This is a genomic window from Lentzea sp. NPDC054927 (genome assembly GCF_053610285.1).
In genome coordinates, this window is the sequence record NZ_JBSGXZ010000004.1 from 39,659 (window position 1) to 64,605 (window position 24,947).

General features: G+C 69.0%; 24 protein-coding genes. 15 read left to right on the forward strand and 9 right to left on the reverse strand.

All coding sequences use genetic code 11. The annotated features are described in order from the left end of the window. Nucleotides 1–107 precede the first annotated feature (107 nt). Both ACWGE0_RS08315 and ACWGE0_RS08320 read left to right on the forward strand, forming a co-directional pair. A complete protein-coding gene (locus ACWGE0_RS08315; RefSeq protein WP_452260256.1) occupies nucleotides 108–314 on the forward strand; it encodes a hypothetical protein in 207 nt (68 codons plus the stop codon). A gap of 72 nt (nucleotides 315–386) precedes the next feature. After that, nucleotides 387–2,000, forward strand: coding sequence for a glycosyltransferase family 87 protein (locus tag ACWGE0_RS08320; RefSeq protein WP_452260257.1), 1,614 nt, complete (start codon nucleotides 387–389; stop codon nucleotides 1,998–2,000). On the opposite strand, the gene ACWGE0_RS08325 is transcribed toward ACWGE0_RS08320, so the two are convergent. Genes ACWGE0_RS08325 through ACWGE0_RS08335 form a run of 3 tightly spaced genes read right to left on the reverse strand, consistent with a single transcriptional unit; the run spans nucleotide 1,912 to nucleotide 5,109 of the window. Continuing rightward, nucleotides 1,912–2,919 (reverse strand): GDSL-type esterase/lipase family protein, encoded by a 1,008-nt coding sequence (locus tag ACWGE0_RS08325; RefSeq protein WP_452260258.1) that lies wholly within the window; start codon nucleotides 2,917–2,919, stop codon nucleotides 1,912–1,914. The genes ACWGE0_RS08320 and ACWGE0_RS08325 overlap by 89 nt on opposite strands. Before the next feature lie 19 nt (nucleotides 2,920–2,938). Next, nucleotides 2,939–4,315 carry a glycosyltransferase family 87 protein gene (locus ACWGE0_RS08330; protein WP_452260259.1) on the reverse strand — a complete coding sequence of 459 codons (1,377 nt, stop codon included), beginning with the start codon at nucleotides 4,313–4,315 and terminating at the stop codon, nucleotides 2,939–2,941. A gap of 23 nt (nucleotides 4,316–4,338) precedes the next feature. Beyond that, entirely contained in the window at nucleotides 4,339–5,109 is a 771-nt protein-coding gene (locus ACWGE0_RS08335) for a deoxyribonuclease IV (protein WP_452260260.1), read from the reverse strand. A gap of 132 nt (nucleotides 5,110–5,241) precedes the next feature. On the opposite strand from ACWGE0_RS08335, the gene ACWGE0_RS08340 reads away from it, so the two are divergent. From ACWGE0_RS08340 to dnaB, 6 genes are all read left to right on the forward strand, one after another. After that, the gene (locus tag ACWGE0_RS08340) at nucleotides 5,242–6,174 is read left to right on the forward strand and encodes a hypothetical protein (protein WP_452260261.1); all 933 of its coding nucleotides are present in this window, start codon (nucleotides 5,242–5,244) and stop codon (nucleotides 6,172–6,174) included. A 101-nt stretch (nucleotides 6,175–6,275) separates the two neighbouring features. Beyond that, nucleotides 6,276–6,650 carry a 30S ribosomal protein S6 gene (rpsF, locus tag ACWGE0_RS08345; protein WP_319964796.1) on the forward strand — a complete coding sequence of 125 codons (375 nt, stop codon included), beginning with the start codon at nucleotides 6,276–6,278 and terminating at the stop codon, nucleotides 6,648–6,650. A 30-nt stretch (nucleotides 6,651–6,680) separates the two neighbouring features. Beyond that, the gene (locus ACWGE0_RS08350) at nucleotides 6,681–7,187 is read left to right on the forward strand and encodes a single-stranded DNA-binding protein (protein WP_319964795.1); all 507 of its coding nucleotides are present in this window, start codon (nucleotides 6,681–6,683) and stop codon (nucleotides 7,185–7,187) included. A gap of 57 nt (nucleotides 7,188–7,244) precedes the next feature. Next, on the forward strand, nucleotides 7,245–7,484 hold the full coding sequence (gene rpsR, locus ACWGE0_RS08355; protein ID WP_030480165.1) for a 30S ribosomal protein S18: 240 nt from the start codon (nucleotides 7,245–7,247) through the stop codon (nucleotides 7,482–7,484). Nucleotides 7,485–7,502: 18 nt separating this feature from the next. After that, nucleotides 7,503–7,955 (forward strand): 50S ribosomal protein L9, encoded by a 453-nt coding sequence (rplI, locus tag ACWGE0_RS08360; RefSeq protein WP_452260262.1) that lies wholly within the window; start codon nucleotides 7,503–7,505, stop codon nucleotides 7,953–7,955. 610 nt (nucleotides 7,956–8,565) lie between these two features. Further along, nucleotides 8,566–10,524, forward strand: a complete 1,959-nt coding sequence (gene dnaB / locus ACWGE0_RS08365) for a replicative DNA helicase (protein ID WP_452260514.1) — start codon at nucleotides 8,566–8,568, stop codon at nucleotides 10,522–10,524. 11 nt (nucleotides 10,525–10,535) lie between these two features. Here dnaB and ACWGE0_RS08370 read toward each other — a convergent pair whose 3' ends face one another. Further along, nucleotides 10,536–11,057: a hypothetical protein gene (locus tag ACWGE0_RS08370; protein ID WP_452260263.1), complete on the reverse strand. Its 522-nt coding sequence runs from the start codon at nucleotides 11,055–11,057 to the stop codon at nucleotides 10,536–10,538. A 153-nt stretch (nucleotides 11,058–11,210) separates the two neighbouring features. Beyond that, a complete protein-coding gene (locus tag ACWGE0_RS08375) occupies nucleotides 11,211–12,194 on the reverse strand; it encodes a helix-turn-helix transcriptional regulator (protein ID WP_452260264.1) in 984 nt (327 codons plus the stop codon). 87 nt (nucleotides 12,195–12,281) lie between these two features. Between ACWGE0_RS08375 and ACWGE0_RS08380 the strand changes: the two genes are divergently transcribed. From ACWGE0_RS08380 to ACWGE0_RS08390, 3 genes are all read left to right on the forward strand, one after another. Continuing rightward, nucleotides 12,282–12,662 (forward strand): VOC family protein, encoded by a 381-nt coding sequence (locus ACWGE0_RS08380; protein ID WP_452260265.1) that lies wholly within the window; start codon nucleotides 12,282–12,284, stop codon nucleotides 12,660–12,662. 16 nt (nucleotides 12,663–12,678) lie between these two features. Further along, on the forward strand, nucleotides 12,679–13,164 hold the full coding sequence (locus ACWGE0_RS08385) for an N-acetyltransferase family protein (RefSeq protein ID WP_452260266.1): 486 nt from the start codon (nucleotides 12,679–12,681) through the stop codon (nucleotides 13,162–13,164). A 76-nt stretch (nucleotides 13,165–13,240) separates the two neighbouring features. Continuing rightward, the gene (locus ACWGE0_RS08390) at nucleotides 13,241–13,597 is read left to right on the forward strand and encodes a hypothetical protein (protein WP_452260267.1); all 357 of its coding nucleotides are present in this window, start codon (nucleotides 13,241–13,243) and stop codon (nucleotides 13,595–13,597) included. 118 nt (nucleotides 13,598–13,715) lie between these two features. On the opposite strand, the gene ACWGE0_RS08395 is transcribed toward ACWGE0_RS08390, so the two are convergent. The 3 genes from ACWGE0_RS08395 to ACWGE0_RS08405 all read right to left on the reverse strand — a co-directional run bounded on the left by ACWGE0_RS08395 (nucleotide 13,716) and on the right by ACWGE0_RS08405 (nucleotide 20,031). Next, nucleotides 13,716–16,736, reverse strand: a complete 3,021-nt coding sequence (locus ACWGE0_RS08395; protein WP_452260268.1) for a chaplin family protein — start codon at nucleotides 16,734–16,736, stop codon at nucleotides 13,716–13,718. A gap of 192 nt (nucleotides 16,737–16,928) precedes the next feature. Continuing rightward, nucleotides 16,929–17,705 carry a hypothetical protein gene (locus ACWGE0_RS08400; RefSeq protein ID WP_452260269.1) on the reverse strand — a complete coding sequence of 259 codons (777 nt, stop codon included), beginning with the start codon at nucleotides 17,703–17,705 and terminating at the stop codon, nucleotides 16,929–16,931. A 148-nt stretch (nucleotides 17,706–17,853) separates the two neighbouring features. Continuing rightward, complete coding sequence (locus ACWGE0_RS08405; RefSeq protein WP_452260270.1) at nucleotides 17,854–20,031, reverse strand: hypothetical protein; 2,178 nt, start codon at nucleotides 20,029–20,031, stop codon at nucleotides 17,854–17,856. A 77-nt stretch (nucleotides 20,032–20,108) separates the two neighbouring features. Between ACWGE0_RS08405 and ACWGE0_RS08410 the strand changes: the two genes are divergently transcribed. Beyond that, nucleotides 20,109–21,260, forward strand: coding sequence for an AI-2E family transporter (locus ACWGE0_RS08410; RefSeq protein WP_452260271.1), 1,152 nt, complete (start codon nucleotides 20,109–20,111; stop codon nucleotides 21,258–21,260). Here ACWGE0_RS08410 and ACWGE0_RS08415 read toward each other — a convergent pair. Then, nucleotides 21,257–22,453: a diguanylate cyclase gene (locus tag ACWGE0_RS08415; protein WP_452260272.1), complete on the reverse strand. Its 1,197-nt coding sequence runs from the start codon at nucleotides 22,451–22,453 to the stop codon at nucleotides 21,257–21,259. The genes ACWGE0_RS08410 and ACWGE0_RS08415 overlap by 4 nt on opposite strands. A 124-nt stretch (nucleotides 22,454–22,577) precedes the next feature. On the opposite strand from ACWGE0_RS08415, the gene macS reads away from it, so the two are divergent. The 3 genes from macS to ACWGE0_RS08430 are packed head-to-tail and all read left to right on the forward strand — an operon-like array spanning nucleotide 22,578 to nucleotide 24,927. Continuing rightward, on the forward strand, nucleotides 22,578–23,738 hold the full coding sequence (gene macS, locus ACWGE0_RS08420) for a MacS family sensor histidine kinase (protein ID WP_452260273.1): 1,161 nt from the start codon (nucleotides 22,578–22,580) through the stop codon (nucleotides 23,736–23,738). After that, complete coding sequence (locus tag ACWGE0_RS08425) at nucleotides 23,735–24,397, forward strand: response regulator transcription factor (RefSeq protein ID WP_319964781.1); 663 nt, start codon at nucleotides 23,735–23,737, stop codon at nucleotides 24,395–24,397. The genes macS and ACWGE0_RS08425 overlap by 4 nt, the downstream gene beginning before the upstream one ends. A gap of 20 nt (nucleotides 24,398–24,417) precedes the next feature. Beyond that, entirely contained in the window at nucleotides 24,418–24,927 is a 510-nt protein-coding gene (locus ACWGE0_RS08430; RefSeq protein WP_452260274.1) for a DUF1707 SHOCT-like domain-containing protein, read from the forward strand. Nucleotides 24,928–24,947: the final 20 nt, after the last annotated feature.

The window sequence follows — 24,947 nt, forward strand, 5'->3', positions numbered from 1 at the left end:
CAAGAATTGCCGCAGCAGCTGCAGTCAGCGCAGCAGCTCTCACGGCCACCGCTGGTCCTGCGGCCGCGGACGTCTGGCCGTGCGATGGCCATTGGTGCACGACGGTCGTGAACACGACCGGCGTCTACGAGCTCTACGTCGGTAGTCCGACCATCTACTACTACGTCCAGAAGGGCGAGACGGTGATGCTCGTGTGCCACGCCTGGAACGGCACCTACTACGGACTCAAGCCGGGCTGGCGCGACGGCTGGATGCGCGGCTTCGACCTGAACACCGGTCACGACCCGAACCCGAACGTCCCGCCCTGCAACTGACTCTCGACGGCGAGGAGCTCGGTCGAGGGATGTTGACCACGGCGAAACGGTCTTGGCCGTAACATCCGCGACGTGCCCAGCAGCCCTGCCGAGCTTCCCGCCGAGGCCCCCGCCTCGGACCTCGCCGAGGACACGGACTCGCTCACTCACGAAGAGCGCGTCACGCCCACGTGGACCGAGTCGCTCGCCCGCGCCCTGAGCAGACCGTTCGGCGGTCCGCTGGGCGAGCACGCACTGATCGGACGGAACTACTTCTGGACGGCGCTGCGGGTGATCCTGTTGCTCGCCGTGCTGACGTTGCTCGCCGGGTGGGTGCAGAAGTCGCCGTGCATCCAGCAGTACACGGACGACAAGGGTGTCGTGCAGCTGGACTGGCGGGGGAGCAAGCAGTTCACCGCGCTCTGCTACTCGGACACCGTGCCGCTGTACACGGCGGAGCGGCTCGACCAGCGCGGGTCCTTCCCGTACATCACCTCGTGGAAGGACGACGAGGGCAAGCCGACCGAGCACATCCGGTACATGGAGTACCCGGTGGTCACCGGGGTGTTCATGTGGCTCAACGCGCGGGTGGCGCAGGGGCTCGTGGCGCTCGTGCCAGGGCTGCCGATGACGGTGATCGTGTTCTTCAACGTCACGGCGTTCTGGCTGGCGGTGGCATGGCTGGTGACGGTGTTCTCGGTCGCCAGGATCGCGCGCCGCAGGACGTGGGACGCGGCGATCGTCGCTGTGTCGCCGTTGGTCATCGTCCACGCGTTCACGAACTTCGACACGATCGCGACGGCGTTCGCGACGGCCGGCCTGCTGGCCTGGGCGCGGAAGAAACCTGTGCTCGCCGGTGTGTTGCTGGGACTCGGTGGCGCGGCGAAGCTCTACCCGTTGTTCCTGCTCGGGCCGTTGCTGTTGTTGTGCTGGCGGTCCAACAGGATCAAGGCGGGTCTCACCACCACCGCGGCGACCATCGGGGCGTGGGCGCTGGTCAACGCGCCGCTCGCGTTGAACCCCGCCTCGCACACGGGGTGGCGGGAGTTCTTCCGCCTCAACACCGAACGCAACGCGGACCCGGACACGATCTACAACGTGCTCGTGCAGTGGACCGGGTGGCAGGGCTTCGATCCCGGGCTGACGCAGGGGCAGCCGCCGACGGTGCTCAACACGGTCAGCATGGTGCTGTTCCTGGTCTGTTGCGCCGGCATCGCCTACGTGACGCTGAGCGCGCCGACCAGGCCGCGGCTCGCGCAGCTCGGGTTCCTGGTCGTGGCGGCGTTCCTGCTGACGAACAAGGTGTGGAGCCCGCAGTACTCGCTGTGGCTGGTGCCGCTGGCGGTGCTCGCGTTGCCACGCTGGAAGTTGCTGCTGGCGTGGATGGCGGTCGACGCGCTCGTGTGGGTGCCGCGGATGTACTTCTACCTCGGCACGGACAACAAGGGCCTGCCGATCGACTGGTTCCTCGGCGCCGTGTTGCTGCGGGACGCGGCCGTCGTCATGTTGTGCGTGGTGATCCTCAAGGAGATCTACCACCCGGAGCGCGACCTGGTGCGGATGGCCGGCGACGACCCGTTGGCCGGCGTCCTGGCCGACGCACCGGACCGGCGGATCATCACACCCGCACGAGGCGAGCCATCGCACCGAATGCGGACGCGTTCGGATGCAGGTGATCACCGGAGTCGAACTCCGGACGCAGTCTGAGCGGATCGGCGGGGTCCTGCACGGCCGCGTCGAAGTCGAGGTGGCCGGGGAAGGTGGCGCGGATCCACGCGTTCACCTTCTGGCGCTGCTGTTCCCTGAGGTCCGTCCAGTTCACCCAGCCGCGCCACGGCGTGATGGTGCCGACGGTGAACTGCACGCCTTCGTTCTGGCACCGCAGCTGGACCGTGCGGATGCCGGCGATGACGTTCTCCGCGCTGACCCCGTTCTGGATGTCGTTGATGCCGCCGAGCATCACGACCTTGCGCACTTCGCCGCTGTAGAGGACGTCCCGGTAGAGGCGGGTGATCATCGGCGCGTCGCCGAACACCACGCCGTTGCCGCCGATGCCCGCGTTCAGCACCGCGTGGTCGGTCTCGACCAGCGCCGGCCAGCTGCCCTCCGCGTACCCCTCGGTGATCGAGTCGCCGAGCATCACCACGGCGCCCGGTGCGGTGAAGCCCGCGACCTCGACCGCTGAGACGAGACAGGTGTACGCGCGCGCCGACGTGATGGTGTGCCACGCGCGTGCCTGACACGGTGTGCCGTTCGGGGTGTGCGTGCTGATTTCCAGCGTCTTGGTCACCGGTAGCTGCACGGCATCGCTGTAGACCTCGTCGCGGGCCCGGATCGTCACGGAGCGGGACCTGTTGAACGTCAGCTCGCGCGACTCGCCGTTCGCCTTGACGGTGACCTGCTCGACGCGGACCGGCTTGATGCCCATCAGGTTCGACAGGCGCACCCGGACCGACGTGCCGCCCGCGGTGAGGTCGACCGTCGTGCGCACGACGTGGTCCGGCACCCCGGCCGACAGGGTCGGCACGGCCTGCCACACGGGCAGCCAGCGGATCGCCTCCGACCGCTCTGGCACGCCGGAGGCACCGCAGACCAGCAGCAACGCCAGCGCGATGATCACCCTCACAGGTGGAGTGTGCGGTGGATCAGCCCTTCGCTGCTACAGCCCCGCGGATGAATTTCAGATCTTCGTGGTCGTCCTCGGTCACGTCCCTGGCCTTCAGGAACGCCACGAACAGCGCGACGAGCAACGCCGCACGACCCCACACGCCGATCATCACGGCCTGTGCGGAGAAGCTGTCGTAGATCCCGGCGGGCTGACCGAACTCGATCGCCCAGAACCAGCGGAAGATGCCGATCCCCATCGCCAGGTCGACCACGAAGTAGGCGAACGCCCACATCAGCCGCACGCGCAGGAGCACCAGGAACGGCACCAGCCACAGCGTGTACTGCGGCGAGTGGACCTTGTGCAGCAGCATGAAGCCGCACAGCATCGCCCCGGACACCGCGATCCACGGGTAGCTGCCCTCGCGCGTGTAGCGCCACCAGCCGTAGCCGGCGGCGATCGCGAACGAGAGCAGGATCGTGATCGGCGAGATGACCCCGACCAGCGACTGCATCTCGTCGTCACCGATGAACGGCCGCAGGCCCCAGTACCAGATCGAGTTCGTGGTGATGTCGACCCTGCGCAGCTGCTGGAACTCGAACGACGCGAGCCAGCCCTTGCTGCCCGCGATCGCGAACGGCAGGTTGACCAGCACGACCGTGATGATCGAGGCGAGCCCGACCTTCACCGCGCCGGCGATGTCGGCCTTCTTGCCCCCCGGCATCTCCTGGCCGCGCCAGCCACCGGTGGCGACGAAGAGCATCAGCGGCAGCACGAAGGCCGCCGGGTACACCTTGAACGCGAACCCGAGCCCGAGCAGCACGGACGCGACCGTCGCCCGTTCGACGAGTGGTCTGTTCCAGCGGTGCACGACGAAGACCGCGGCCACCGAGCACAGCACGACCGGCAGGTCCCAGTTGTGGAACGCGTACAGGATCAGCGGTGGGCCGATCGCCCACAGCAACGCGCGCCACCGGGCGAGCTTGCCCAGCATCCAGCCCGTGAGCAGGCCGAACGGCGCCATCAGCAGCGAGGAGTAGAGCAGGTACTCGGCGTCGTTGTGCGCGAAGATCGCGCCCGCCCAGATGATCAGGCCGGAGAGCACCGGGTACTCGACGGAACCGCCGACGAGGACGCCCTTGTCGTTGATGCCGCCGTCGACGTACGGGAAGACGTGCCGGTCGATGTCGCGTCCGATCCAGAGGTGCTGGATGTCGGAGTAGCAGACGTCTTCTTTGTTGCGCTCGTCGTAGTCGGGCTGCGTGCGGCCCCACTGGTCGAACGAGGGACCGGTGCAGCGGTCCTTGTTGATGAAGCCCAGCAGCAACGTGAGCCCGCACAGCAGCACGAGCACGACGAGGGCAGCGCTTCCGAAGCGGTTGACGAAACGCCCGCCGTCGCCTCGCTCGGGCGTCACGCTCACCACCTCGTGCACGGTGTTCACCGGCCGGCGTGGTCGCGCAGGAAGGCGATGTCGTCGGCCTGGCCCTCGTCCGGTGTCTCCACCACGACGGGGCATCCGGCGCTGGCGACCACGGCCACCAGCTGGTCGGCGTCGATGGTGCCAGTCTTGATGTTGTCGTGCCGATCGCGCGCGGAGTTGAACTCGTCGCGCGAGCTGTTGAGGTGCACGAGGTCGATCCGGCCGGTGATGGCCTTCACCCGGTCGACGATGCCGACGAGGTCCTCACCGGCGGCGAACGCGTGGCAGGTGTCGAGGCAGAAGCCGGAACCGAACTCGCCGACCGCGTCCCAGAGGCGCTTGAGGTTGTCGAACGAGCGCGCCATGGCGTTGTCGCCACCCGCGGTGTTCTCGATCAGGACCGGGACCGCGAAGCCGCCCTCGGCGACCTGCCGTTCGAAGAACTTGCGCCAGTTCGCAAAGCCCTCGGCGGGGTCTTCGCCCTTCGTGACGTGCCCGCCGTGCACGATCAGGCCCTTCGCGCCCACCGTGGCGGCGGCCTCCGCGTGCTGGATCACGTTCTTCCTGGACGGAATCCGGATCTTGTTGTTCAGCGACGCGATGTTGATCAGGTACGGGGCGTGGACGAACACCTCGAGGTCGGAGGCGAGCAGCGCCTCCGTCTGCGGGTGCGGCTTCGGCTTCTTCCAGCCCTGTGGATCGGACAGGAAGAACTGGACGACCTCCGCGCCGCGTTCGGCCGCGGCGCCGACCGGGTCGTCGTCGCGTACATGGGCCCCGATGCGCATGAACAAGGAGGGTAGACGGCGTCCATAACGCCATCGCAGCCGCCGCCGATAGGAGTAATTGCGAAAACTGGGGGTGGTTCGCGTCACGACCAGGACCTACGGTCGTTACTTGAGAGTAGGAAAGGGGTTCACATGCGACTGCTGAGCGTCACCGCCGCGACGCTTCTGACGCTGGCCTCCGCCGCTGTGGGCGTCACTTCCGCCACGGCCGCGGAACCGATCGTCGTGGGGAGTTGCGCGACATCGGTACAGGGCGCGCCAGGCACTCCAGTCTCACTGAGCCCCGCCGCCGTCACCCAGCCCATCACGGACCTGGTGCGCGCGGTCCCCATCCTCGGACCGCCCCTCGCGGAACCGTTCAAGCAGGCGTTCGCGCAGGCCAAGCCCATGCCGATCGGCGTGGTCCAGGTCGGCACGACGACCATCAGTGGCGCCACGATCGCGAACGCCGTGATGGCGGAAGTGCAGAAGATCCCGCTGCTCGGGCCGATCCTCGGCACCCTCGACAAGACCGTCCGCGCGACGCTGACCAGCGGCTGCCAGGTCACCGTGACCGGCGTGAACCAGGCCGTCGCACCCGTCCAGGACGGCTCCAAGGCCATCGCGGACGCGTCGCAGCAGGCCGTCGGGGCGCTTCCCGGCGCGCCGAAGCCGCCCGGCCAGCAGCCGCAGCCGGGCACGCCGCCCGGTCAGCAGCCCGGAGCGAACCCCGGCGCCACGCCAGGTCTGCCGGCGGGCTCGCCGAGCAACCGCGACTTCTCGCTCTACCCGCTCGGCACGAACTTCGGCCGGGTGCCGCTGTTCAGCTACGGCTCACTGCCGTTCGCGATGCCCGGCCTCTACTCGCCGTCACCCGGCGTGCGCTACGGCTCGCAGGTCCCGCGCGCGTCCAACGGCAACGGCGTCGAGACCGACCAGGTGCAGGCAGCCGGTCGCGCGACGGCACTGCCCAGGCTCGGCGGCCCAGGTGGCGTCGGCGCTCCGGTGCTGGTCGCGGTGCTGATGCTGGCCCTGGTGACGGGCGCGCTGGTGCGGACCTGGGTGCTCCGCCGCACCCCTGCGTAGTCGCCGAACGCGCTCTGTTAACCTTTGTCAGTTGCTGACGCGACGACCCTCCTGCCACGGAAAGCCCGTGGCCGCGAGTCCACAGGAGGTGAGTGGTCCTCATGCGTCATTACGAAGTGATGGTCATCCTCGACCCCAGTCTCGACGAGCGCACGATCGCGCCGTCTCTCGACACGTTCCTCAACGTCATCAAGACGTCGGGCGGCAACGTCGAGAAGGTTGAAGTTTGGGGCAAGCGCCGCCTCAGCTTCGAGATCAACAAGAACGCCGAAGGTATCTACGCGGTGCTCGACCTGACCTCGACGCCTGAAGCAGTGAAGGAACTGGACCGCCAGCTCGGTCTGCAGGAGACGGTGCTCCGGACGAAGGTCCTGCGCCGGGAGCCCGCCAAGGCTGCCAAGTTGGCCGCCAAGGCCGCGGCCAAGGCGGACGCCAAGTCGGTCAAGTCGGCGGCCAGGGCCGCCGCCAGGGCCTGACGAACCTCGATCTAGGGGAGCTCCCAAGACATGGCTGGCGAGACGACGATCACGGTGGTCGGAAACCTGACCGCCGACCCCGAACTCCGCTTCACCCAGTCCGGGGCGGCGGTGGCCAGTTTCACGGTCGCCTCGACCCCCCGCACGTTCGACAAGCAGTCGGGCGAGTGGAAGGACGGCGAAGCGCTGTTCCTGCGGTGCAACGTGTGGCGTCAGGTCGCGGAGAACGTGGCCGAGTCGCTCACGCGTGGTTCGCGAGTGCTCGTCTCCGGACGGTTGCGCCAGCGTTCCTTCGAAACGAAGGAAGGCGAGAAGCGCACTGTCGTGGAGCTTGAGGTCGACGAGATCGGCCCCTCGCTGCGCTACGCGACCGCGAAGGTCAACAAGGTCAGCCGTGGAGACGGCGGCGGTGGCGGCGGCTTCGGCGGCGGCGGCGGTCAGCAGTCTCGTGGCGGCGGTGGCGCACCTGCCGACGACCCGTGGGGTTCTGCCCCGCCGGCCGGCTCGGGTGGCTTCGCCGACGAGCCCCCCTTCTAGACCGCTGCACCGGTCATCCAGTACTTCATTCACTGCGTATCCAGGAGTTAGAGACACATGGCCAAGCCGCCTGTGCGCAAGCCCAAGAAGAAGGTCTGCGCCTTCTGCAAGGACAAGAGCGCGAGCCTGATCGACTACAAGGACACGACGCTGCTTCGGAAGTTCATCTCCGACCGCGGCAAGATCCGTGCCCGCCGCGTCACCGGCAACTGCTCGCAGCACCAGCGCGACGTCGCTGTTGCCGTGAAGAACGCCCGTGAAATGGCGCTGCTGCCCTACACCTCGACCGCTCGCTAAGAGAAGGGAACTTTTGCGATGAAGCTCATCCTCACCGCTGACGTTTCCGGCCTTGGCGCGCCCGGCGACATCGTCGAGGTCAAGGACGGCTACGGCCGCAACTACCTGCTCCCGCGCGGTCTCGCGATCGTGGCGACCCGCGGCGCGCAGAAGCAGATCCAGGTCATCACCCGCGCGCAGGACACCCGGCGCGTGCGCGACCTGGACCACGCCAAGGAGATCAAGACCGCGCTCGAGGGTCTCTCCGTGACGCTCAAGGCCAAGGCCGCCGCCGGCAGCACCAAGCTGTTCGGCTCGGTCACCGCGTCGGACGTGGCGGCTGCCGTCAAGTCCGCCGGTGGTCCGGTCCTGGACAAGCGCGCCATCGAGCTGCCGGGTCACATCAAGACGACCGGCAAGCACTCGATCACGGTTCGCCTCCACCCCGAGGTCACCGTGGCACTGCCGCTCGTGGTTACCGCCGGCGAGTAAGTCCCGCAACGCGAACCTCGTGATGTGACCTCCTCGGGGGCACTTCACGAGGGTTGCGATTGCTGAAGCGCTGCCCACCCGGAATGCTCCAGGTGGGTGGCGCTTTCGCTCGTATGGACCAGTGCGACCCTGTCCACGTCCTGTGGATAAACCCTGCAACCAGCAGTGTCGCGACACGCCGAAGAGGGTGTTTTTCGCGACACGCCGAGGGTGTGGCGCACAACTTTTTCCACAACTTGTGCACAGCCTCTGAGCTGCGGTTACTTCCGTCACTCCACTGGTTGTCAACAGGTTGTCCCCAGCGCTTCGATCCCTGTGAGCAGCCATCCACAGGTTGTCCCCCAGTTGTCCACAGGGCGATCCACACGCTGGTTTGCTTGCTCCGGACGGGTCCCTCTAGCGTCGCCACCAGGGCGCCGCCATCGCACAGCGTGGCCGCCCGAAATTGTCGGTGCCGCGCGGTACAACTAGGGGACTCAGGCACCGGCTCTCGACTCTTCGCAGGGGTGATCAGGCAGTGGCGCTCGTGGACGACCGGGGCATGGCGGAGCCCGCATTCGAGCGTCAGCCGCCCCAGGACCTCGCCGCGGAACAGTCGGTTCTCGGCGGCATGCTGCTGTCCAAGGACGCCATCGCGGACGTCATCGAGGCCCTCGCGCCGAACGACTTCTACCGCCCGGCGCACCAGGCGATCTACGACTGCATCCTCGACCTGTACGGCCGCGGCGAGCCGGCCGACCCGATCACCATCTCGGCCGAGCTCGAACGGCGCGGCGAACTGCTGCGCGTGGGCGGCGCTCCGTACCTGCACACGCTCATCGCGACGGTGCCCACGGCCGCGAACGCCGGCTACTACGCCGAGATCGTGGCCGAGAAGGCGGTGCTGCGCCGTCTGGTGGAGGCGGGCACGCGGATCGTGCAGCTCGGCTACAACGGTGCCGAGGGCGCGGACGTCGACGAGGTGGTCGACCGCGCGCAGGCCGCGATCTACGAGGTCACCGACCGCCGCACCACCGAGGACTACGTCGCCCTCGAGGACCTGCTCCAGCCGACCATGGACGAGATCGACGCGATCGCGTCCCGAGGCGGCATGTCGCAGGGCATCCCCACCGGCTTCGCCGACCTCGACGCGCTGACGAACGGCCTGCACGGCGGCCAGATGATCATCGTCGCCGCCCGTCCCGGTGTCGGCAAGGCGCTGGCCCTGAACACCCCGCTGCCCACCCCGTCCGGCTGGACCACGATGGGCGCGGTCTCCGTCGGGGAGTTCCTGATCGGTGCCGACGGCCGCCCGACCCGTGTGGTCGCCGCGACCGAGGTGATGACGGGCCGCCCGTGCTTCGAGGTCCAGTTCTCCGACGGCACGGTGATCGTGGCCGACGCCGAGCACCAGTGGCTCACGGAGTCGTGCAGCGAAACCGGCGGCTTCTGGGCGATCCGCACCACCGCGCAGCTGTTCGAGCGCGTCGGCGTGTGCCGCATGTTCGTGCGCATGTCCGCCGCCTGGGACCTGCCGACCGCGGCGCTCCCGCTCACGCCCCGCGCACTGGGCCTGTTCCTGTCGGGCCTCGGTGACATGGAGCTGACGGACGACGAACTGCGCGTCGCCAAGGACCTCGACCTGGCCGACGACCCGCACATCCCCGCCGCGTACCTGCGCGCGTCCCGCAAGCAACGCGAGGAGCTGCTCGCCGCCCTCCAGGTGGACGGCCGCTTCGCCCGCCTGCGCCGCGACATCGACGAACTGATCGCCGGCCTCGGCAAGCTCGACCAGGTGGAGGTCGTCGCGGTCCGCCCGGTCGCGTCCGTGCCGGTGCGCTGCGTGGAGGTCGACAACCACGACCACCTGTACCTCGCGGGCGAGACGATGATCCCGACCCACAACTCGACGCTGGGCCTCGACTTCGCCAGGTCGTGCTCCGTGAAGCACGGCATGACCAGCGCCATCTTCAGTCTGGAAATGAGCCGCACCGAGATCGTCATGCGCATGCTCTCCGCCGAGGCGCGCATCCGCCTCAGCGACATGCGAGGCGGCACGATGAGCGACGACGACTGGACCCGCCTGGCCCGCCGGATGAGCGAGATCAGCGAGGCGCCGCTCTTCGTCGACGACAGCCCGAACCTCACGATGATGGAGATCCGCGCCAAGGCCCGTCGCCTCAAACAGCGCCACGACCTCAAGCTGGTGGTCGTCGACTACCTCCAGCTGATGTCGTCGGGCAAGAAGACCGAGTCGCGGCAGCAGGAAGTCTCGGAGTTCTCCCGAAACCTGAAGCTGATCGCCAAGGAACTCCACGTCCCGGTCATCGCGATCTCCCAGCTGAACCGCGGTCCGGAACAGCGAACCGACAAGCGCCCGATGCTCTCCGACCTCCGTGAGTCGGGCTCCCTCGAGCAGGACGCCGACATGGTCATCCTGGTCAACCGCCCGGACGCCTGGGAACGCGACGACCCGCGCGCCGGCGAGGCCGACCTGATCATCGCCAAGCACCGCGCCGGCCCGACCGCGACCATCGTCGTGGCCCACCAGCTGCACTACAGCCGCTTCACCGACCTGGCCCAGAACTAGCAGGCATCGCACTAGGACAGGCACGCCCGCACCCCCGCCAGAACCACGGGCCATCGCTCCCGATCGGCCACGCGTTCCTCCACCGGCACGGCGTCGCGGCGAGCGACGGACGCGTGGAGCTGTGCGACGGGATCCATCGCGGCGTCGAGCGGCCGGCTTCGTTCCCACCGCAGCTCCAGCACCCGCCGATACGCCTGCGGCAACGCGACGCCAACCGTCTCCACACCCTCGCACGCGCGGGAAACCACCAGCTCCGCGGCTGATCGAACGTCGCCCGCGTGCACTCCAAGCAGCGCCGCCAGCACCTCCGGCGCGTTGACGCCGAGCCAGCTCACGGGATCGGACGGCTGGAATCGCCAGAGGTCGCCGATGACCGACACGGGGTGCCTGGCGGCCATCCACTCTGCGGTGAACCGCACGCCGGAAACCCGTTCCACGAACGCGAGTGCCTCCGCGGTCATGCGGTACGGGTCCGCGAAGGTCAATCCGCTGACGCGACGACCGTGCCAGCCGTTGCTCTCGGCCAGCAGCACCCAGCCGTCCAGTTCGTCCGGCTAGACGGCGACAGCTCGCTGCCCCAACTCGGCCACGTCAGCGACCGCCCAGTCGGGAAAACCGTCGAAGCGCTCCAGTGCCTCGTCGACGGTCAAGCCATGCACCGCCGTGCGGACGTCTCGTCACACCCCCTACGTCGCGTCGAGATCCTCAGCGTCGGCGTGCGCGGCGAGCAGGCCGGCCAGCGCCTTGATCAGGTCGCGCAGCGCGTCGGGCTGCTCGACGACGAACGGCCGGTCGAGCGCGGCGAGCAGTGGCGGTATCCAGTCCAGGCGCTCTGCCCGGATCCGGATCCGAGTCCACGGCGGGTCGGCGTCGATCTCCTCCAGCAGCGCGACGGCCGGTGGGAAGACGGAACGGATCTCGTCGGGCGTTGATCGCAGCCGCACGATCACCTCGTGCTGGTGCGGCGCCTCGGCGAGCGAGGTCAGCACGTGCTCGCCGGCGTTGAAGCTGGCCGGCACGTCGAACGTTCCGTCACGCGGCTCGACGGTGGTGATCCGATCGACTCGGAAGGTGCGCACCTGCCCGCTGGCCGAGTCCTGGCCGGTCAGGTACCACCGACCGGAATGCGACACGACTCCGTAGGGGTGGACGACGCGCTGGCTGGCGCCGCCGTGGCCGGCCAGGTAGGCGAGGTCGATCGGCCGGCGTTCGCGTGCTGCTTCCGCGACGGTGAGCAGCACCTCGGCGTCCGCGGTGAGGGCCGGCCGGGCGGGAGCGGTGAAGTCGGCGATCTCCAGCACCGCGTCCAGGCGGGATCCCAGTGCTTCTGGGAGCACGCGCCGGACTTTTGCGATTGCGCTCTCCACCGCCGCGACCGAGGTGGTGATCAGTCCGGAGCGCCGGCCCGCGACCAGGCCGAGCAGGACAGCCAGGGCTTCCTCGTTGCTGAGCATCAGCGGTGGCATCCGGTAGCCCGGCGCCAGGCGGTAGCCGCCGTAGCGGCCGCGGACCGAGCGGACCGGGATGTCGAGGTCCAGCAGGCGGTCCACGTAGCGGCGGACCGTGCGTTCGTCCACGTCGAGTCGCTCGGCCAGCTCGGCCACGGTTCGGGTGCCGCCGCTCTGCAGGATCTCCAGCAGGGCCAGGACGCGAGCGATCGGTCGAGTCACGGAAAGATCGTGCCGATACCGGGCGGATCCTGTCCACTATTGCTTTTAGCGTGTCCCTTGAACCAACTGGTGCAGAAAGGGACCGCCATGCAGCTCGTTTCAGTCCGTGTCATCACCCACGACGTCGCCCGCCTCGTCGAGTTCTACGAACGGGCGACCCGCCTTGAAGCGCGGTGGCGGCTCGCCGACCAGTTCGCCGAGCTGGTGGGGCCGTCGTGCACGCTGGCGATCGGCAGTGCCGAGACGATGACGCGGTTCGGGGCCGGGGCCGCGGTGCCCGAGGCGAACCGAACCGCGATCATCGAGTTCCGCGTCGAGGACGTCGACGGGGAGTACGAACGGCTGACCGGCCTGGACGTGGTTCCCGAGATCGTGCAGAAGCCGGCCACGATGCCGTGGGGAAACCGCTCGCTGCTGTTCCGCGACCCCGACGGCAACCTGATCAACTTCTTCGCGCCGCCGGCCTAGCGTGCAAGATCTACGTGTGAGGCACGACAAGACCCAGCCGGTGATCAGGCCGGCCGAGCGCCGGGACGTTCCCGCTCTCGTCCGCCTGCGCCTGGCCAACGCCGAACGGCACGTCCAGCTGGCGCCGGAGTTGTTCCGCATTCCCGATGCCGAGGTGGTGCGGCGGCACTTCGAGGAGATCGTCGGGCACGCGCTGATCGCGGTCGCCGAGCTGGACGGCGAGGTGGTGGGCATGGCGGAGGTGGTCCTGCTGGCCGAGCCGCCCGCGCACCAGATCCTGGTGCCGCGCCGAAGTGCCGACATCCACACCGTGGTCCTGGACGGACATCGCGGCCGCGGTGTCGGAGGCGCGCTGGCGAAAGCGGCGGAGCAGGTGGCCGCGCGTTATGGCGTCTCCGCCCTGCACGCCACCATCTTCGCGACCAACGAGGACGCCGTCGCGTTCTACTCCGCGGCGGGCTTCGGACCGCGCGGAATCCTGCTGAGCAAACCTCTCGACTGACGTGCGGCTCACCCGTGCGGGGCTGTTCGACGCGGCGGTGCTGGTCAACGGGCCACGCCTCGGCTAGACACGGACTGTGCTGCACGACCCGCTCACAGGCCTGCCCGGACACGCACTGCTGCTCGATCGCCTGGAACAGTCGCTGATTCGCGCCCGCACGCGCGGCACCCTCGTGACGCTGGTCCTGATCACGGCACCCGACTCGGTGCTGGACGCGGCCAAAGTCCTGCGCGCGGGACTGCGCCCGGACTTCACCGTCGCCCGCCACAGCGACAGCGCTCTGGCCGTTCTCGCCGAACACGACTTCGGGGACGGGTCGCCCATCGCGGAGCTGATCAGGCAGCTGGTCGGGGAGAGTCCGCAGATCCACTGGGTGACGAGCGACGGCGACACCGCGCCGGACGACGTGCTCGCGACAGCAGAAAACCGCTGACCAGCAGCAGGTCAGCGGCACGGGAAACAGCACGGCAAACGGCACTGAGCCCCGAAGACACCGTCGCGTCTTCGGGGCTCAGCTTCTTACCGGAGGAGGGTGTTGCAGTTAGCGGGTGTTACAGCGAGCCGGACACCGTCTCGAACAGGTGCGCCGGGTCGATCAGGGTCATCGCCGGAGCGGCGACCGGGAGCTGCGGCAGCGAACGCTCGCCGGCAGCGGGGGCCAGGCCCTGGGTCGGGTTCAGGTTCAGACCCGAGAGGGAGGCCGGGCCGTCGAGCGGCAGCGCGGGCAGCGAGCGCTCGGTCGGCAGGGCCGGCAGCTGCACCGGCACCGGCAGGGCCGGGGCGGTGACCGGGAGGGACGGGACGGCAGGCAGCGACCGCGCGGTGGCACCCGCGGGGAGCAGGCCCTGAGCGGCCTCCAGCACCTGGCCCAGGGGCAGGCCCTGGACGTTCGGCGTGAGGCCGGCCGTGCCACCGTTCAGCGGCAGAGCCGAGCGCTCCTGCGCCACACCGGGCAGCGCCGGGGTGGGCAGCTGGCCGGTCAGCGCGGCCAGGTCAGCCGGGTTCGGCAGCTGGTTGACGGGCAGCTTGCTGTCGAGACCGTGGAACGCCGGGACCTCGTTGGCCTTCAGCAGGCTGTCGACGCCCTTGGGGAGCTCCAGGCCCTTGAGCTGCGCGGCGCGCAGCGTGCCAGCGTCCTCGCCGGTCAGCTGGGTGTCGTCGCTCGTGCCCAGCGTGGTCGCCTGGCCGACGACCTCGACGGGGATGCGGCGGAGGTTGGCCACAGCCTCGACCGGAACGGTCATCTCGCGAGCGGACAGCGGGCCGCTGCCCTCGGTCAGCATCTCGCCGCCGGCCTCGGTGTTCGAGACCTTGTCGGTGGAGGTGGTGGCGTTGCCCGCAGCCGCGACCGCGTCCGCGTACACGCCGGCGACGGCGGTGGCGGGGACGTGGATCAGGTTGCCGGACACCGAGGCGTCGTCGGCCTTGGAGTAGCTGTCGCCACCGGACACCACGTTGGTGTCGGTCACGACGTCGGAGGTGGTGATGCCCGCCGCAGAGACGGTGTTGCCCGGAACGGCCGGGAGCACGGCCGGCTGCACGCCGATCAGGTTGCCCGAGACCGAGCCGTTGTCGCCGTTGCTGTTGACGTCGCCGCCGGCGACCGAGTCGAGGTCGTTCGTGGCAGCCGAGTCGACGTTGCTGCCGCCGCCGACCGACCAGCCGAGCACCTGGGTGCCGGTGGCGACCGGAGCCGAGATGACGTTGCCGGCGATGGAGCCCTTCTCACCGGTGGTGAGAGCGTCGCCGCCCGCCTTCATGTCGGTGGCGTTGTCGGCCGTGGTGGCGTTGTTGCCGACCAGGGTCGCACCGTCGGCGAAGACCTGGGCCGGCGTCGAGGTCGGGACCTGGACGATGTTGCCGGACGCCGAGCTCTTCTTGCCGTACGCCTTCGGGGCGTCGCCCGCGATGACCGAGGTGTCGTTCGAGGTGTCCGACGTGGTGTTGCCCACCAGGCCGGCCGTGACGGCGAAGACCTGGGGCGCGACGGCGGTGGGAGCGGTCACGACGTTGCTCGCGACCGTGCCGTTGTCGTCCTGCGTGTTCGGCTGGCCGCTGGAGCGAACGTCCTTGGTCTCGTGCGCCGAACCGGAGGCCTGGCCACCGAGCGCGCCAGCGAGGCCGTAGACCTCAGCCGGAGCGGCGACCGGCGTCTGCGCCAGGTTGCCGGAGAGGACCGAGTCGTTTCCGGTCGTGCCCTGGTAGCCGCCGGTCACCGAGTCGACGTCGTTCTCGCACGTGCCGGCTGCCTGGCCCGCGAGGGTGGCACCGTTGCCGCACGCGTCCACGGCCGTGGCCGGCGGGACGTCGGCGATGTTGCCGGACAGAACCGACTTGTCGCCCAGCGTGTAGACCTCGCCGCCGGACTTCGACGTCGAGTCGTTCGAGTGGTCGGTCAGCGCGTTGCCGATGATGGACGCGCCGTTGCCACCCGCGGAAACGGGGAGCGCGACGGGGACGCCGGCGATGTTGCCCGACGCCGTGGAACCGCGGCCGTCGGAGTGGATGATCCCACCGGCGGTCGAGTCGTTGGTCGTGTCGCTGACGGCGGTGGCGTTGCCCGCACCGGCCGCGGCGTTGTCGTCAACCGTGATCGGGCCCGAGAGCGCGGGCGCGACGACGTTGCCGGCCAGCGTGGCCGGGTCGCCGTTGGTGTCGGTCTTGCCACCGGCGTAGGCGGCACCGGTCTGCACCGAGTCGGTGGTGGTGTTGGCCGCACCGGCGACCGAGTTGCCGTTCACCTCGAACAGCGGGGCCAGCGGAACCGGCACGGCGTTGCCCGAGATCGAGCTGCTCTTGCCGCTGGTGAGGACGTCGCCCTCGGAGGAGGCGAACGTGTCGGCGGTCGAGTTGGCCTCGGCGATGCCCGCCGCACCCACACCGTTGCCGGTGATCTGGACCGGGGTCGCACCCTGCTCGGCGACGACGTTGCCGGAGACAGCGCCCTTGTCACCGTTGGTGGTGATGTCGCCGCCGGTCGTGGACACCTGCGCCGCGTCGGTCTGCGTGGCGGCGTTGCCACCCGCTGCGATCGCGTTGCCGGTGATCTGGACCGGGAGGATGTGGTTGACGGCCACGACGTTGCCGGCGAGGGCCTGGCCCGCGCCGTCCGTGACGATGGTGCCGTCGCGGTGCGTCTCCTGCGTGCAGTCGGCGGTCGCCTCGCCGTTGGCGAGCACCGCGATCGCGTTGCCGCAGATGTTGATCGGCACATCGACGTGCGCCTGGATCGTGTTGCCGCGCACCACGTTCTGCAACGCGGTGCCCTGCAGGCGCTCGCCTGCCTGGCGGATCAGCGGGTTCGCGACCGGAGCGGCCGTGCGGGTGGGCACCGCGCTGGTGACGCGGTCCGTGCTGATCGTGCGGTCGATCTTGGGAACGGTCAGTTCCTTGACCGGGGTGGCCAGCTTGTTCTGGTCGGCCTTCACCGGAACGGACGCGGCGACGTCGACGGCCGGAGGCGCGGCGTCGGGGTCCACGTTCTCCTGGGCAGAAGCGATGCCCGTACCGAGCATCAGCAAACCACCAGTGACAAACGCGGTCTGAAGTCCGCGCTTTGCCCAGGTCTGCATTAGATCTCCTTCATCGATTTCCCGTCCAAGCGACGGGGGCTCAAGGGGGTGGGGCCGAAACGCGCAGGGGAAGGCGCGTCATCACCGGGGGAATCGCACGCGGTGATCGACCTGAATGAGCGCAAGAAAAAAGCGCGACGGTCGACTTCCGGACAGCCTGGGGAGGTGGCTGCCGCGGACCGCGCGCTGGAATCAGTCGGGGTTGATACCGGGCTGCTTGCCCGGCGTCACGGTGACCTCGTCAGTGGACGGCGCGAGAGCGCGCGTCGACGAGATGCCGTGAGCGTTGCCGGACGCAGCGAAGGCAGCGAACGTGCTGCCCTTTGCAGAACCAGAACCGTCGTTGCACGAAGAGCACTGCACCGGCGCGGGGGCCGGGACGGGCAGCTTCGGGAACGGGTTGCTGGGCAGGGACGGACGCTGCTCGGAGGGCACAACGAAGTCGTTGTGCTCCAACAGGTCCGTCCACGTGGCACCGGACGGGCCGGCGAACTGCGAGACCACCGGTGCCGGCGACTGTCCGGCATCGGCGGGAGTGGCCGGGATCTCCGGGAAGGTCACGTCCATCGACCGCGCCGAGGCGGGGGCGTGGGACTGACCGATCCTGGTGACCTGCGGCAGGATCCGCTCGGCGATCTGTTCGACCGCCTTGGAGACCTGCACGTCCGGCAGAGCGGCGCGAGCCTTTTCCTGCTCGGCGCGCAACGTTTCGTCGATCTTGTGCACCGCGGTGGCAGCGGGGACGACGACCGGCAGCTTCTCGTCCGACTTGGCGACGATCTTGCTGACGACGTCGAACTGCTGTGCGTCCGCGGAAGGCACCGTCTCCGCGGCGTTCGCGGCAGACGTGGTGAGCGCCCAGGCAACGGCCGTTCCCGCGATCGCACCGCCGACAGCGAGCAGCGCTCGGGTGGCGAACCGGCGGATGCCGTTCGCTCCCGTCTTCGCTCGCAGATCGGCGGAGAACAACGCAGGAAACCTCGCTACTCGGTGGCACTCAAGGGATTCGCCGACGATCAACGTGATCAAGTCGACGTCGGCGACTCTGCCAGTCCCACTGCCCTGAATGCACGCTCTGAGCGCTCGGTTAACTACATCGTGTGAACACCGCCCGGGATCAGACTCTCTTCAGCACCCGAGCAGCACCCGCCGCCGCGGTCGACGCGAGCACCCATCCCACGGCGACGAGCAGCCCGGAGATCCACTGCGACGCGCCCGTGAACTGCCACTTCCCGTCGTGGCCGAAGTCGATGATCGGCAGCAACAGGTCGAGCGAGAGGAGCCAGGCGTTCCACACCGGGTCCTCGTCCTTGTTGAGCTTGACCATCGGATGCCAGTTGAACCAGAGCGCACCGCCCAGCCAGAACACGCCGAGCCAGCAGATCGCGAGCCACGGCCGGTAGCCGTAGCCGACCGTCCACCGCTGCACCACGCCCCAGACCCGCCCGGCCCTGCCGAGTTCGGAGTACCGGCGGCGCTGCTTCTCCAGCTGAACCTTCTGCGCGAGCTCCTCCTCGCCACCCTGCTGGTAGACGGCGGCGAGCTGCTCGTACGGTCCAGGTGCGAAGTCCGGCTGCACCTTGAGCAGCCACTTCAGCCGGGTCTCGACCCGCACCTCGGGATCGGCGGTGATGCCGGCGAACTCGAAGTCGTCGACGGCGACGCCGCCCTCCGCGTCCCACAGGCCAGGGCCGTCGGTGACCGACACCGCCTTCAACCGGCTCAGCACGACCTTGCCCTTGGGCTGCTGGCCCGCGGGGATGTGCAGGCGGAACTGGTGCACGGTGAGGCCGTACGCGTTGAGCGCGATGTCCGCGGTGGTCGAGCCGAGGTGCGAGTCGCTGAACGTCGCCATCTTGCCGACCTCGCCCAGCCGGATCCGCACGCCGCCGACGGCTTTGAACCCGCGGCTGCACAGGAGGTCCTTGCCGATCGTGATGGCACGGGCGTCGAGCGACGGCTTCTGCGTGCCGTTCGCCCTCAGCCGCGGCAACGTCAGTTCGGCACCGGACATGTCGAGGGTGGAGCCGATGTTCGCGTTCTGCAGGCGGATCGAGCCCTTGGCCCTGAGCTCGCGCAGGAAGAGCGTGCCGCCGATCTGCAGGCGGTCGGCGAACAGGACGTCGATGCCCGGCCCGTGCAGCGACACTCCCGACATGCTCGCGCTGCCCTGGATCGTCGCGTTCGACAGCCGGACTTGGCCGTAGGTCTGCAACGGCGGAGTGCGCGCGCCTCCGTTCGTGGCGGCGCTACGGGCCTCGACGTCACCTCGCACCTGCATGCCGTCCGCGTGCAGGGCGACGGGGATGCGGTTGGTGACGTCGCCGGCGAGTTCCTCCGCGACCTCCCGCGGCCCGATCACCGCGCCGGACAACCGCAGGTAGCCGCCGACGATCGCGTTCGGCAGCCGCACGGTGCCGGTGGAGGTGAAGCCGTTGTCGAGCTCGACGTTGCCCTCGACCTTGATGCGGTCGGCCACCAGCGTCGCCGCCTCGTCGGCCAGTCCGTGCGGCAGCACCAGCACCTGGTTGTCGACGCGGTGGCTGGAGCTCAGCCGCGCACCGGTGAACTCGAGGTTGCCTCCGACGCGCGCGCCGTCGAGCAGCACCCGCCCGTCCGCGGTGAAGCGGCCGCCCTCCGCGTTGCAGAAGACGTTGCCCGCGACCACGATGCCGGACGCCTCCAGCGCGTCGTGGCCGGTGTTGATCAGCCGCGCGCCGCCCAGGTGGACGCTGCCGCCGATCGCCGCGCCCCGGAGCCGGACCTCGCCGTTGGCCCGCAGCGCGATGGCCTGGACGGATCCGCTGACCCTGAGCCGGGCGCCGAGGAACGCGTGCTCGCTGTTGGACCGGAGGACCGCGCCGGCCAGCCGCAGCGTGCCGTCGACGGCGGCGTCGGTGAGGTCGACGGTGCCGGTGCAGGTGAACCCGGCCTCGAGGACCAGGTCGCTGAAGACCCTCAGGTTGCGGCCCTGGAGTCCTGGCACGCGGGTGCCGCGCAGCCGCAGGCCGATGAGACGGGCCATGCGCAGGTCGAGCGACTCCTCGAAGGTGCAGTGGGTGAGGTCGATGACCCGCGTGACGCGGGTGCCCTCCAGTTCGAACTTGCCGGTGATTCGTGCGTTTCGCAGCCGCAGGGCTGGCAATCCCTTGCGCGGCACCCGGTACATCCCGGTCAGCAACCCGGTGAGCACCTCGCCGCGCACGCTCTGCCCGGTCAGATCGATCTCGGTGCCGCCCGCATAGGCTCCGGCGACCTGGCGTTCTACGTCGGTCAAGTCTTCCGGCTTGATCACTTTCGTCCTCCCCTGACGAACGGATCATCCCATCAGGTTCCGGCTTTACCAGGGGCTGAACAGTTAACGTGAGGTACGTGAGCGCACCGGAGTCGGAGATCAGCAGTCGTGTTCCGCTGCTGCTACGGGTAAGTGCCGCGCTGAGCTGGCGGTTCGTCGTTGTGGTGGCCGCGTTGTACGTGGTCGCGTACGTGTTCGGCTTCCTCGCGTCGATCGTGATCCCCGTCGCAATCGCGCTGCTGCTGGCCGCCCTGCTCTCGCCCGGCGTGGCGAAGCTCGTCGAGTGGCGGGTCCCGCGCGGCGTCGCGACGACCGTGATGATGATCCTCGGCATCGGCGTGCTCGGCGGCGTGCTGACGTTCGTGATCAGCGAGTTCTCCCGCGGTCTGCCCGAGCTGCAGACCCAGGTGGGCGCGTCGCTCGACACGATCCAGCAGTGGCTGAAGGACGGGCCGGCTCACCTCTCCGACCAGCAGCTGCAGAACTACCTCAACGACATCGTGAAGACGATCAAGGAGAACCAGGCCGAGATCACGTCCGGTGCACTGACGACCGCCGCGACCGTCGGCGAGGCGCTCACCGGACTGCTGCTCGCGCTGTTCACCCTCATCTTCTTCTTGCACGACGGCGACGGGATCTGGCGGTTCGTGACGCGTGCGGTGCCGCGCGACGTGCGCCAGCGTGTCGACGTAGCCGGCCGTCGCGGGTTCGGCTCTCTCGTTTCTTATGTACGTGCCACAGCCGTGGTCGCGATCGTGGACGCCGTCGGTGTAGGCATCGGCCTGGCGATCATCGGCGTGCCACTCGTGGTGCCGCTGTCCGCGTTGGTGTTCCTCGGTGCGTTCATCCCGATCATCGGTGCCGTGTTCACGGGCGCTGTGGCTGTGTTGATCGCGTTGGTGACCAACGGGCCGATCGCGGCGCTGGTGGTTTTGGCCGTGCTCATCGGCGTGATGCAGCTCGAGTCGCACGTGTTGCAGCCGCTGCTGCTGGGCCGCGCGGTCAAGCTGCACCCGTTGGCCGTGGTGCTGGCGATCGCCGGAGGGCTGGTCACGGGCGGGATCGCCGGTGCGCTGCTCGCGGTGCCGTTGCTGGCGGTGCTGAACTCCGGGATCCGGTCGCTGATCTCGGACGCGGACGCGGTGGAGAAGCCGGAGAAGGTGGACGTGCTGAATCCGCAGGACACCGCGCCGAAGGACGACAAGGGCGAGCGGGTGAAGGAGCTCTAGGCCATCGACACGAGGTTGCGGCCGTACGCCTTCGCGGCCAGCAGCGCCGCGTCGGCCGCCACCAGCAGGTCCGACAGCTCGTAGCCGAACCGCGTCGTGGTGGACACGCCGATGGACACGGTGAGCCCGTGCAGCTCGTGCGGCTTGCCGTCGGTGGCCATCGTCGGCACCCGCAGCGCCGCCACGGCCTTGCGCACCCGTTCAGCCACGAACTCGGCCTCGTCCGGGGTGGCCTCGGGCAGCAGCACGACGAACTCCTCGCCGCCGAACCTGCCCACCAGGTCGCCGCGGCGGACGGTGCCGCGGAGCAGCAACGAGATCGCGGCCAGGGCGGCGTCGCCTGCCAGGTGGCCCACCTCGTCGTTGACCCTCTTGAAGTGGTCGAGGTCGAGGAGCATGACGGCCATCGGGCGGGTGCGCTCGGCGCCCTTGGTCAGTTCGTAGCGGGCTCGGCTGTCCCAGTGCACGGCGTTGGCGAGGCCGGTTTTGGCGTCGCGCTGGGCCGAGCGGCGCCACTGCGGGAGTTGGGCGGCTCGTTCCAGCAGGGCCAGGGGTGGGCCGGCGATCAGGGCGTGGATGGCGTTGGACTCGGCCACGCAGCCCATGAGGCCGCCGATGGACACCGCGACGATGCCCAGGACCACGTCGATGGGTTCGCCGACGTTCTCCTCGAACGTCGCGGACGGGGTGCGGAGCTTCAGGCCGTACGCGATCAGGGCCGCCCTGAGGGTCAGCAGGACGGCCGCGCCGAGCACCATGATCAGCAGGCTGGCGTGGGGGTTGGACCAGCCGAGCAGGTAGCGGGTGGCGAAGACGGCGAGGGTCGTGGCGCTGAGGGTGTAGATCCAGCGGTGCGTCTCGGGGCGTTGGGCCAGCAGGCAGTGCAGGGCGGGGCCGAAGAGCAGCAGGACCATCAGGTTCGGCGGCAGGGCGAGGATGCCCGCGGTCAGGTACGACAGGTGGGCTGCCCACGGGTTGCGCTCGGTCTCGCCCAGGCGGTGGCTGTAGATGGAGCTGCCGATGATCACGGCGCCCGCTGTACCCGCGATGGCCGCGAACCTGCCGATTTCGGAGGGTGACGGCGTCGGGGTGCACACGATCACCGCGGTGATGGTGGCCAGCGCCACCAGGTCGATCAACAGCCAATAGCAGAGCGCGGGCCGTCGCAGTGTCCACAACGGCCAGTCGCGCACCTGTACGCCCTCCCCACCTGAACCCGGAGAGCGTCGCACATTCCTCCGTTCGGCAGAAGACGGCCACCTGGGGGTTAGCTAGCGCACGTTCACGCGGCAGGATGGTGTCCGAAAGGAGCACAGCGTGCGCAAACTGCCTGCCGAACGTGTGACGAAGGTGATCGACGACCCGGCCACACCGCTGTGGCGCGGGACCATTGCGCTACGCATAGTCACATTCCTCTTCGCGGCGGCCAACGTGATCGCGAACCAATCCGGTTACGTTCGTCCGTGGCTCGCGTGGACCACGCTCGGGGTGATGGCGCTGTGGTCCGTCTTCACCAGCCGCGCGTACAGCACGACGTGGGGCAGGCGCTGGCCGATCGTGCTGGTCGACCTGGCTCTGACCTGCGGACTCATGTCGTTGTCGCCGTTGATCATGTCCGACCACCAGCTGCTGACCCTGAACGTCCCGTTGATCACGACGATCTGGGCGTGCGTTCCGGCGGTCGCGCTGGGCGCGCTCGGCGGGGCGGCGGCCGGCTTCGGGGGCGGAATGGCGGTCGGCCTCTTCACCTATCTGTCGAAGGGTGTGCCGAGTCTCGACCTGCTGCGCGACGTCGTGCTGCTGGCCGGTGCGGGCATGGTCGTCGGCATGGCCTCCGCCACGGCACGGCGGTCCGCGGTGCTCCTCGCACAGGCTTTGAGGGCCGAAGCCGCGACGTCCGAACGCGAAAGGCTCGCCCGTTCGATCCACGACAGCGTGCTCCAGGTCCTCGCCCGCGTGCGCAAACGCGGCCTCGAGGTCGGTGGCGAGGCCGCGGAACTGGCCAAGCTCGCCGGCGAACAGGAGGTGGCGCTGCGGAATTTAGTGGCCGCCGCACCAACTGACTCCACTGTGGACGGCGAGATCGACCTGCGGCCCGGCCTGCAACTGCTCGCCACGCCGAAGATCCAGGTCTCCACCCCCGCCACCCAGGTGATGCTCGCCGCACCGGCCGCCGGCGAACTCACCTCGCTCGTCCGCGAGGCACTGTCCAACGTGGACAAACACGCCGGTGAGGACGCGCGGGCCTGGGTGTTGCTCGAAGATCTCGGGGAAGAAATCGTGTTGAGTGTCCGGGACGACGGACCGGGGATCCCGGACGGCCGCATCGCCTCCGCCGCGGCGGAAGGCAGGATGGGGATCGAGAAGTCGATCAAAGGCCGGGTGGAATCACTGGGTGGCACGCTCGAACTCCAGACCGGGCCGGGGGAGGGCACGGAATGGGAGGTTCGGGTGTTCAGGAAGGGGGCGGCAAGATGACGGTCTCGGTGATGGTCGTGGACGACCACCCGATGTGGCGCGAAGGCGTCGCACGCGATCTCCAGGAGCGCGGTTTCGAGATCGTGGCGACCGCGGGTGATGCCGCCTCGGCCGTGCGCATCGCGAAGGCCGTGCGGCCCAACGTGGTGCTGATGGATCTCAACCTCGGCGAGCTCTCCGGCGTCGACGCGACGCTGATGATCACGAGTGAGCTGCCGGACACGCGCGTGCTGGTGCTGTCCGCGTCCGGCGAGCACGACGACGTGCTGCAGGCCGTGAAGGCGGGCGCGTCCGGTTATCTGGTGAAGTCCGCGTCGTCGGAGGAACTGGTCGAGGCCGTGACCAGGACCGCCGCCGGGGACGCCGTGTTCACCGCCGGTCTCGCGGGACTGGTGCTGGGCGAGTACCGGCGGATGGCCGCCGCGCCCGACGACTCCGAGGAGAAGCCGCAGCTCACCGATCGGGAGACCGAGGTGCTGCGACTGGTGGCCAAGGGACTGACCGCACGACAGATCGCCAACCGTCTGGTGATCTCCCACCGCACGGTCGAAAACCACGTTCAATCGACATTGCGCAAACTTCAACTGCACAACCGGGTGGAGCTGGCGCGTTATGCCATCGAGCACGGTCTCGACGCCGAACCGGAGGCAGAGAAATGACAGACCCCAGAGAGTTACGCGTGTCCGATGCGGAACGTGAGCACGTGGTCAGCCTGCTGAACAAGGCGGTGGGCCGCGGCATGATCTCGCTCGACGAGTTCACGGCCCGCACGGACACCGCTCTCGCCGCCGTGACCAGGGCTGATCTGAACACCGTCTTGCTCGACCTGCCCGGCATGGTCAACAACGAGCTCGCCCACGCGCGCACCGAACTGAAGAACACGATGAGCACCACGACCCGCAAGGGCCACTGGGTCGTGCCGCGCGAGCTCGTCATCCGCAACACCCTCGGCACCACCAACCTCGACTTCACCGCCGCCGACGTGCCACCGGTCGTCAACGTCGACCTGGACGTGTCGCTGGGCACGGTGAAGCTGCTGCTGCCCGCGGGGTCGTCGGTCAACGCCGACGGCGTGGAGATCACCGCCGGCGAGCTCAAGGACAAGGTCCACAACTCCGTCGGCAACCCGCACTTCCAGCTCAAGGGCTCGGTGCGCGGCGGAACCGTGGTGATCAAGCGCAAGCGCTGATCTGCGGCTGCTCACCTCAG

Bases quoted from the DNA above. Each gene is read 5' to 3' on its own strand.
- ACWGE0_RS08335 (WP_452260260.1), bottom strand. From the start codon at position 5,109: ATGCGCATCGGGGCCCATGTACGCGACGACGACCCGGTCGGCGCCGCG.
- ACWGE0_RS08340 (WP_452260261.1), top strand. From the start codon at position 5,242: ATGCGACTGCTGAGCGTCACCGCCGCGACGCTTCTGACGCTGGCCTCC.
- rpsF (WP_319964796.1), top strand. From the start codon at position 6,276: ATGCGTCATTACGAAGTGATGGTCATCCTCGACCCCAGTCTCGACGAG.
- ACWGE0_RS08350 (WP_319964795.1), top strand. From the start codon at position 6,681: ATGGCTGGCGAGACGACGATCACGGTGGTCGGAAACCTGACCGCCGAC.
- rpsR (WP_030480165.1), top strand. From the start codon at position 7,245: ATGGCCAAGCCGCCTGTGCGCAAGCCCAAGAAGAAGGTCTGCGCCTTC.
- rplI (WP_452260262.1), top strand. From the start codon at position 7,503: ATGAAGCTCATCCTCACCGCTGACGTTTCCGGCCTTGGCGCGCCCGGC.
- dnaB (WP_452260514.1), top strand. From the start codon at position 8,566: ATGCTGCTGTCCAAGGACGCCATCGCGGACGTCATCGAGGCCCTCGCG.
- ACWGE0_RS08380 (WP_452260265.1), top strand. From the start codon at position 12,282: ATGCAGCTCGTTTCAGTCCGTGTCATCACCCACGACGTCGCCCGCCTC.
- ACWGE0_RS08395 (WP_452260268.1), bottom strand. From the start codon at position 16,736: ATGCAGACCTGGGCAAAGCGCGGACTTCAGACCGCGTTTGTCACTGGT.
- ACWGE0_RS08425 (WP_319964781.1), top strand. From the start codon at position 23,735: ATGACGGTCTCGGTGATGGTCGTGGACGACCACCCGATGTGGCGCGAA.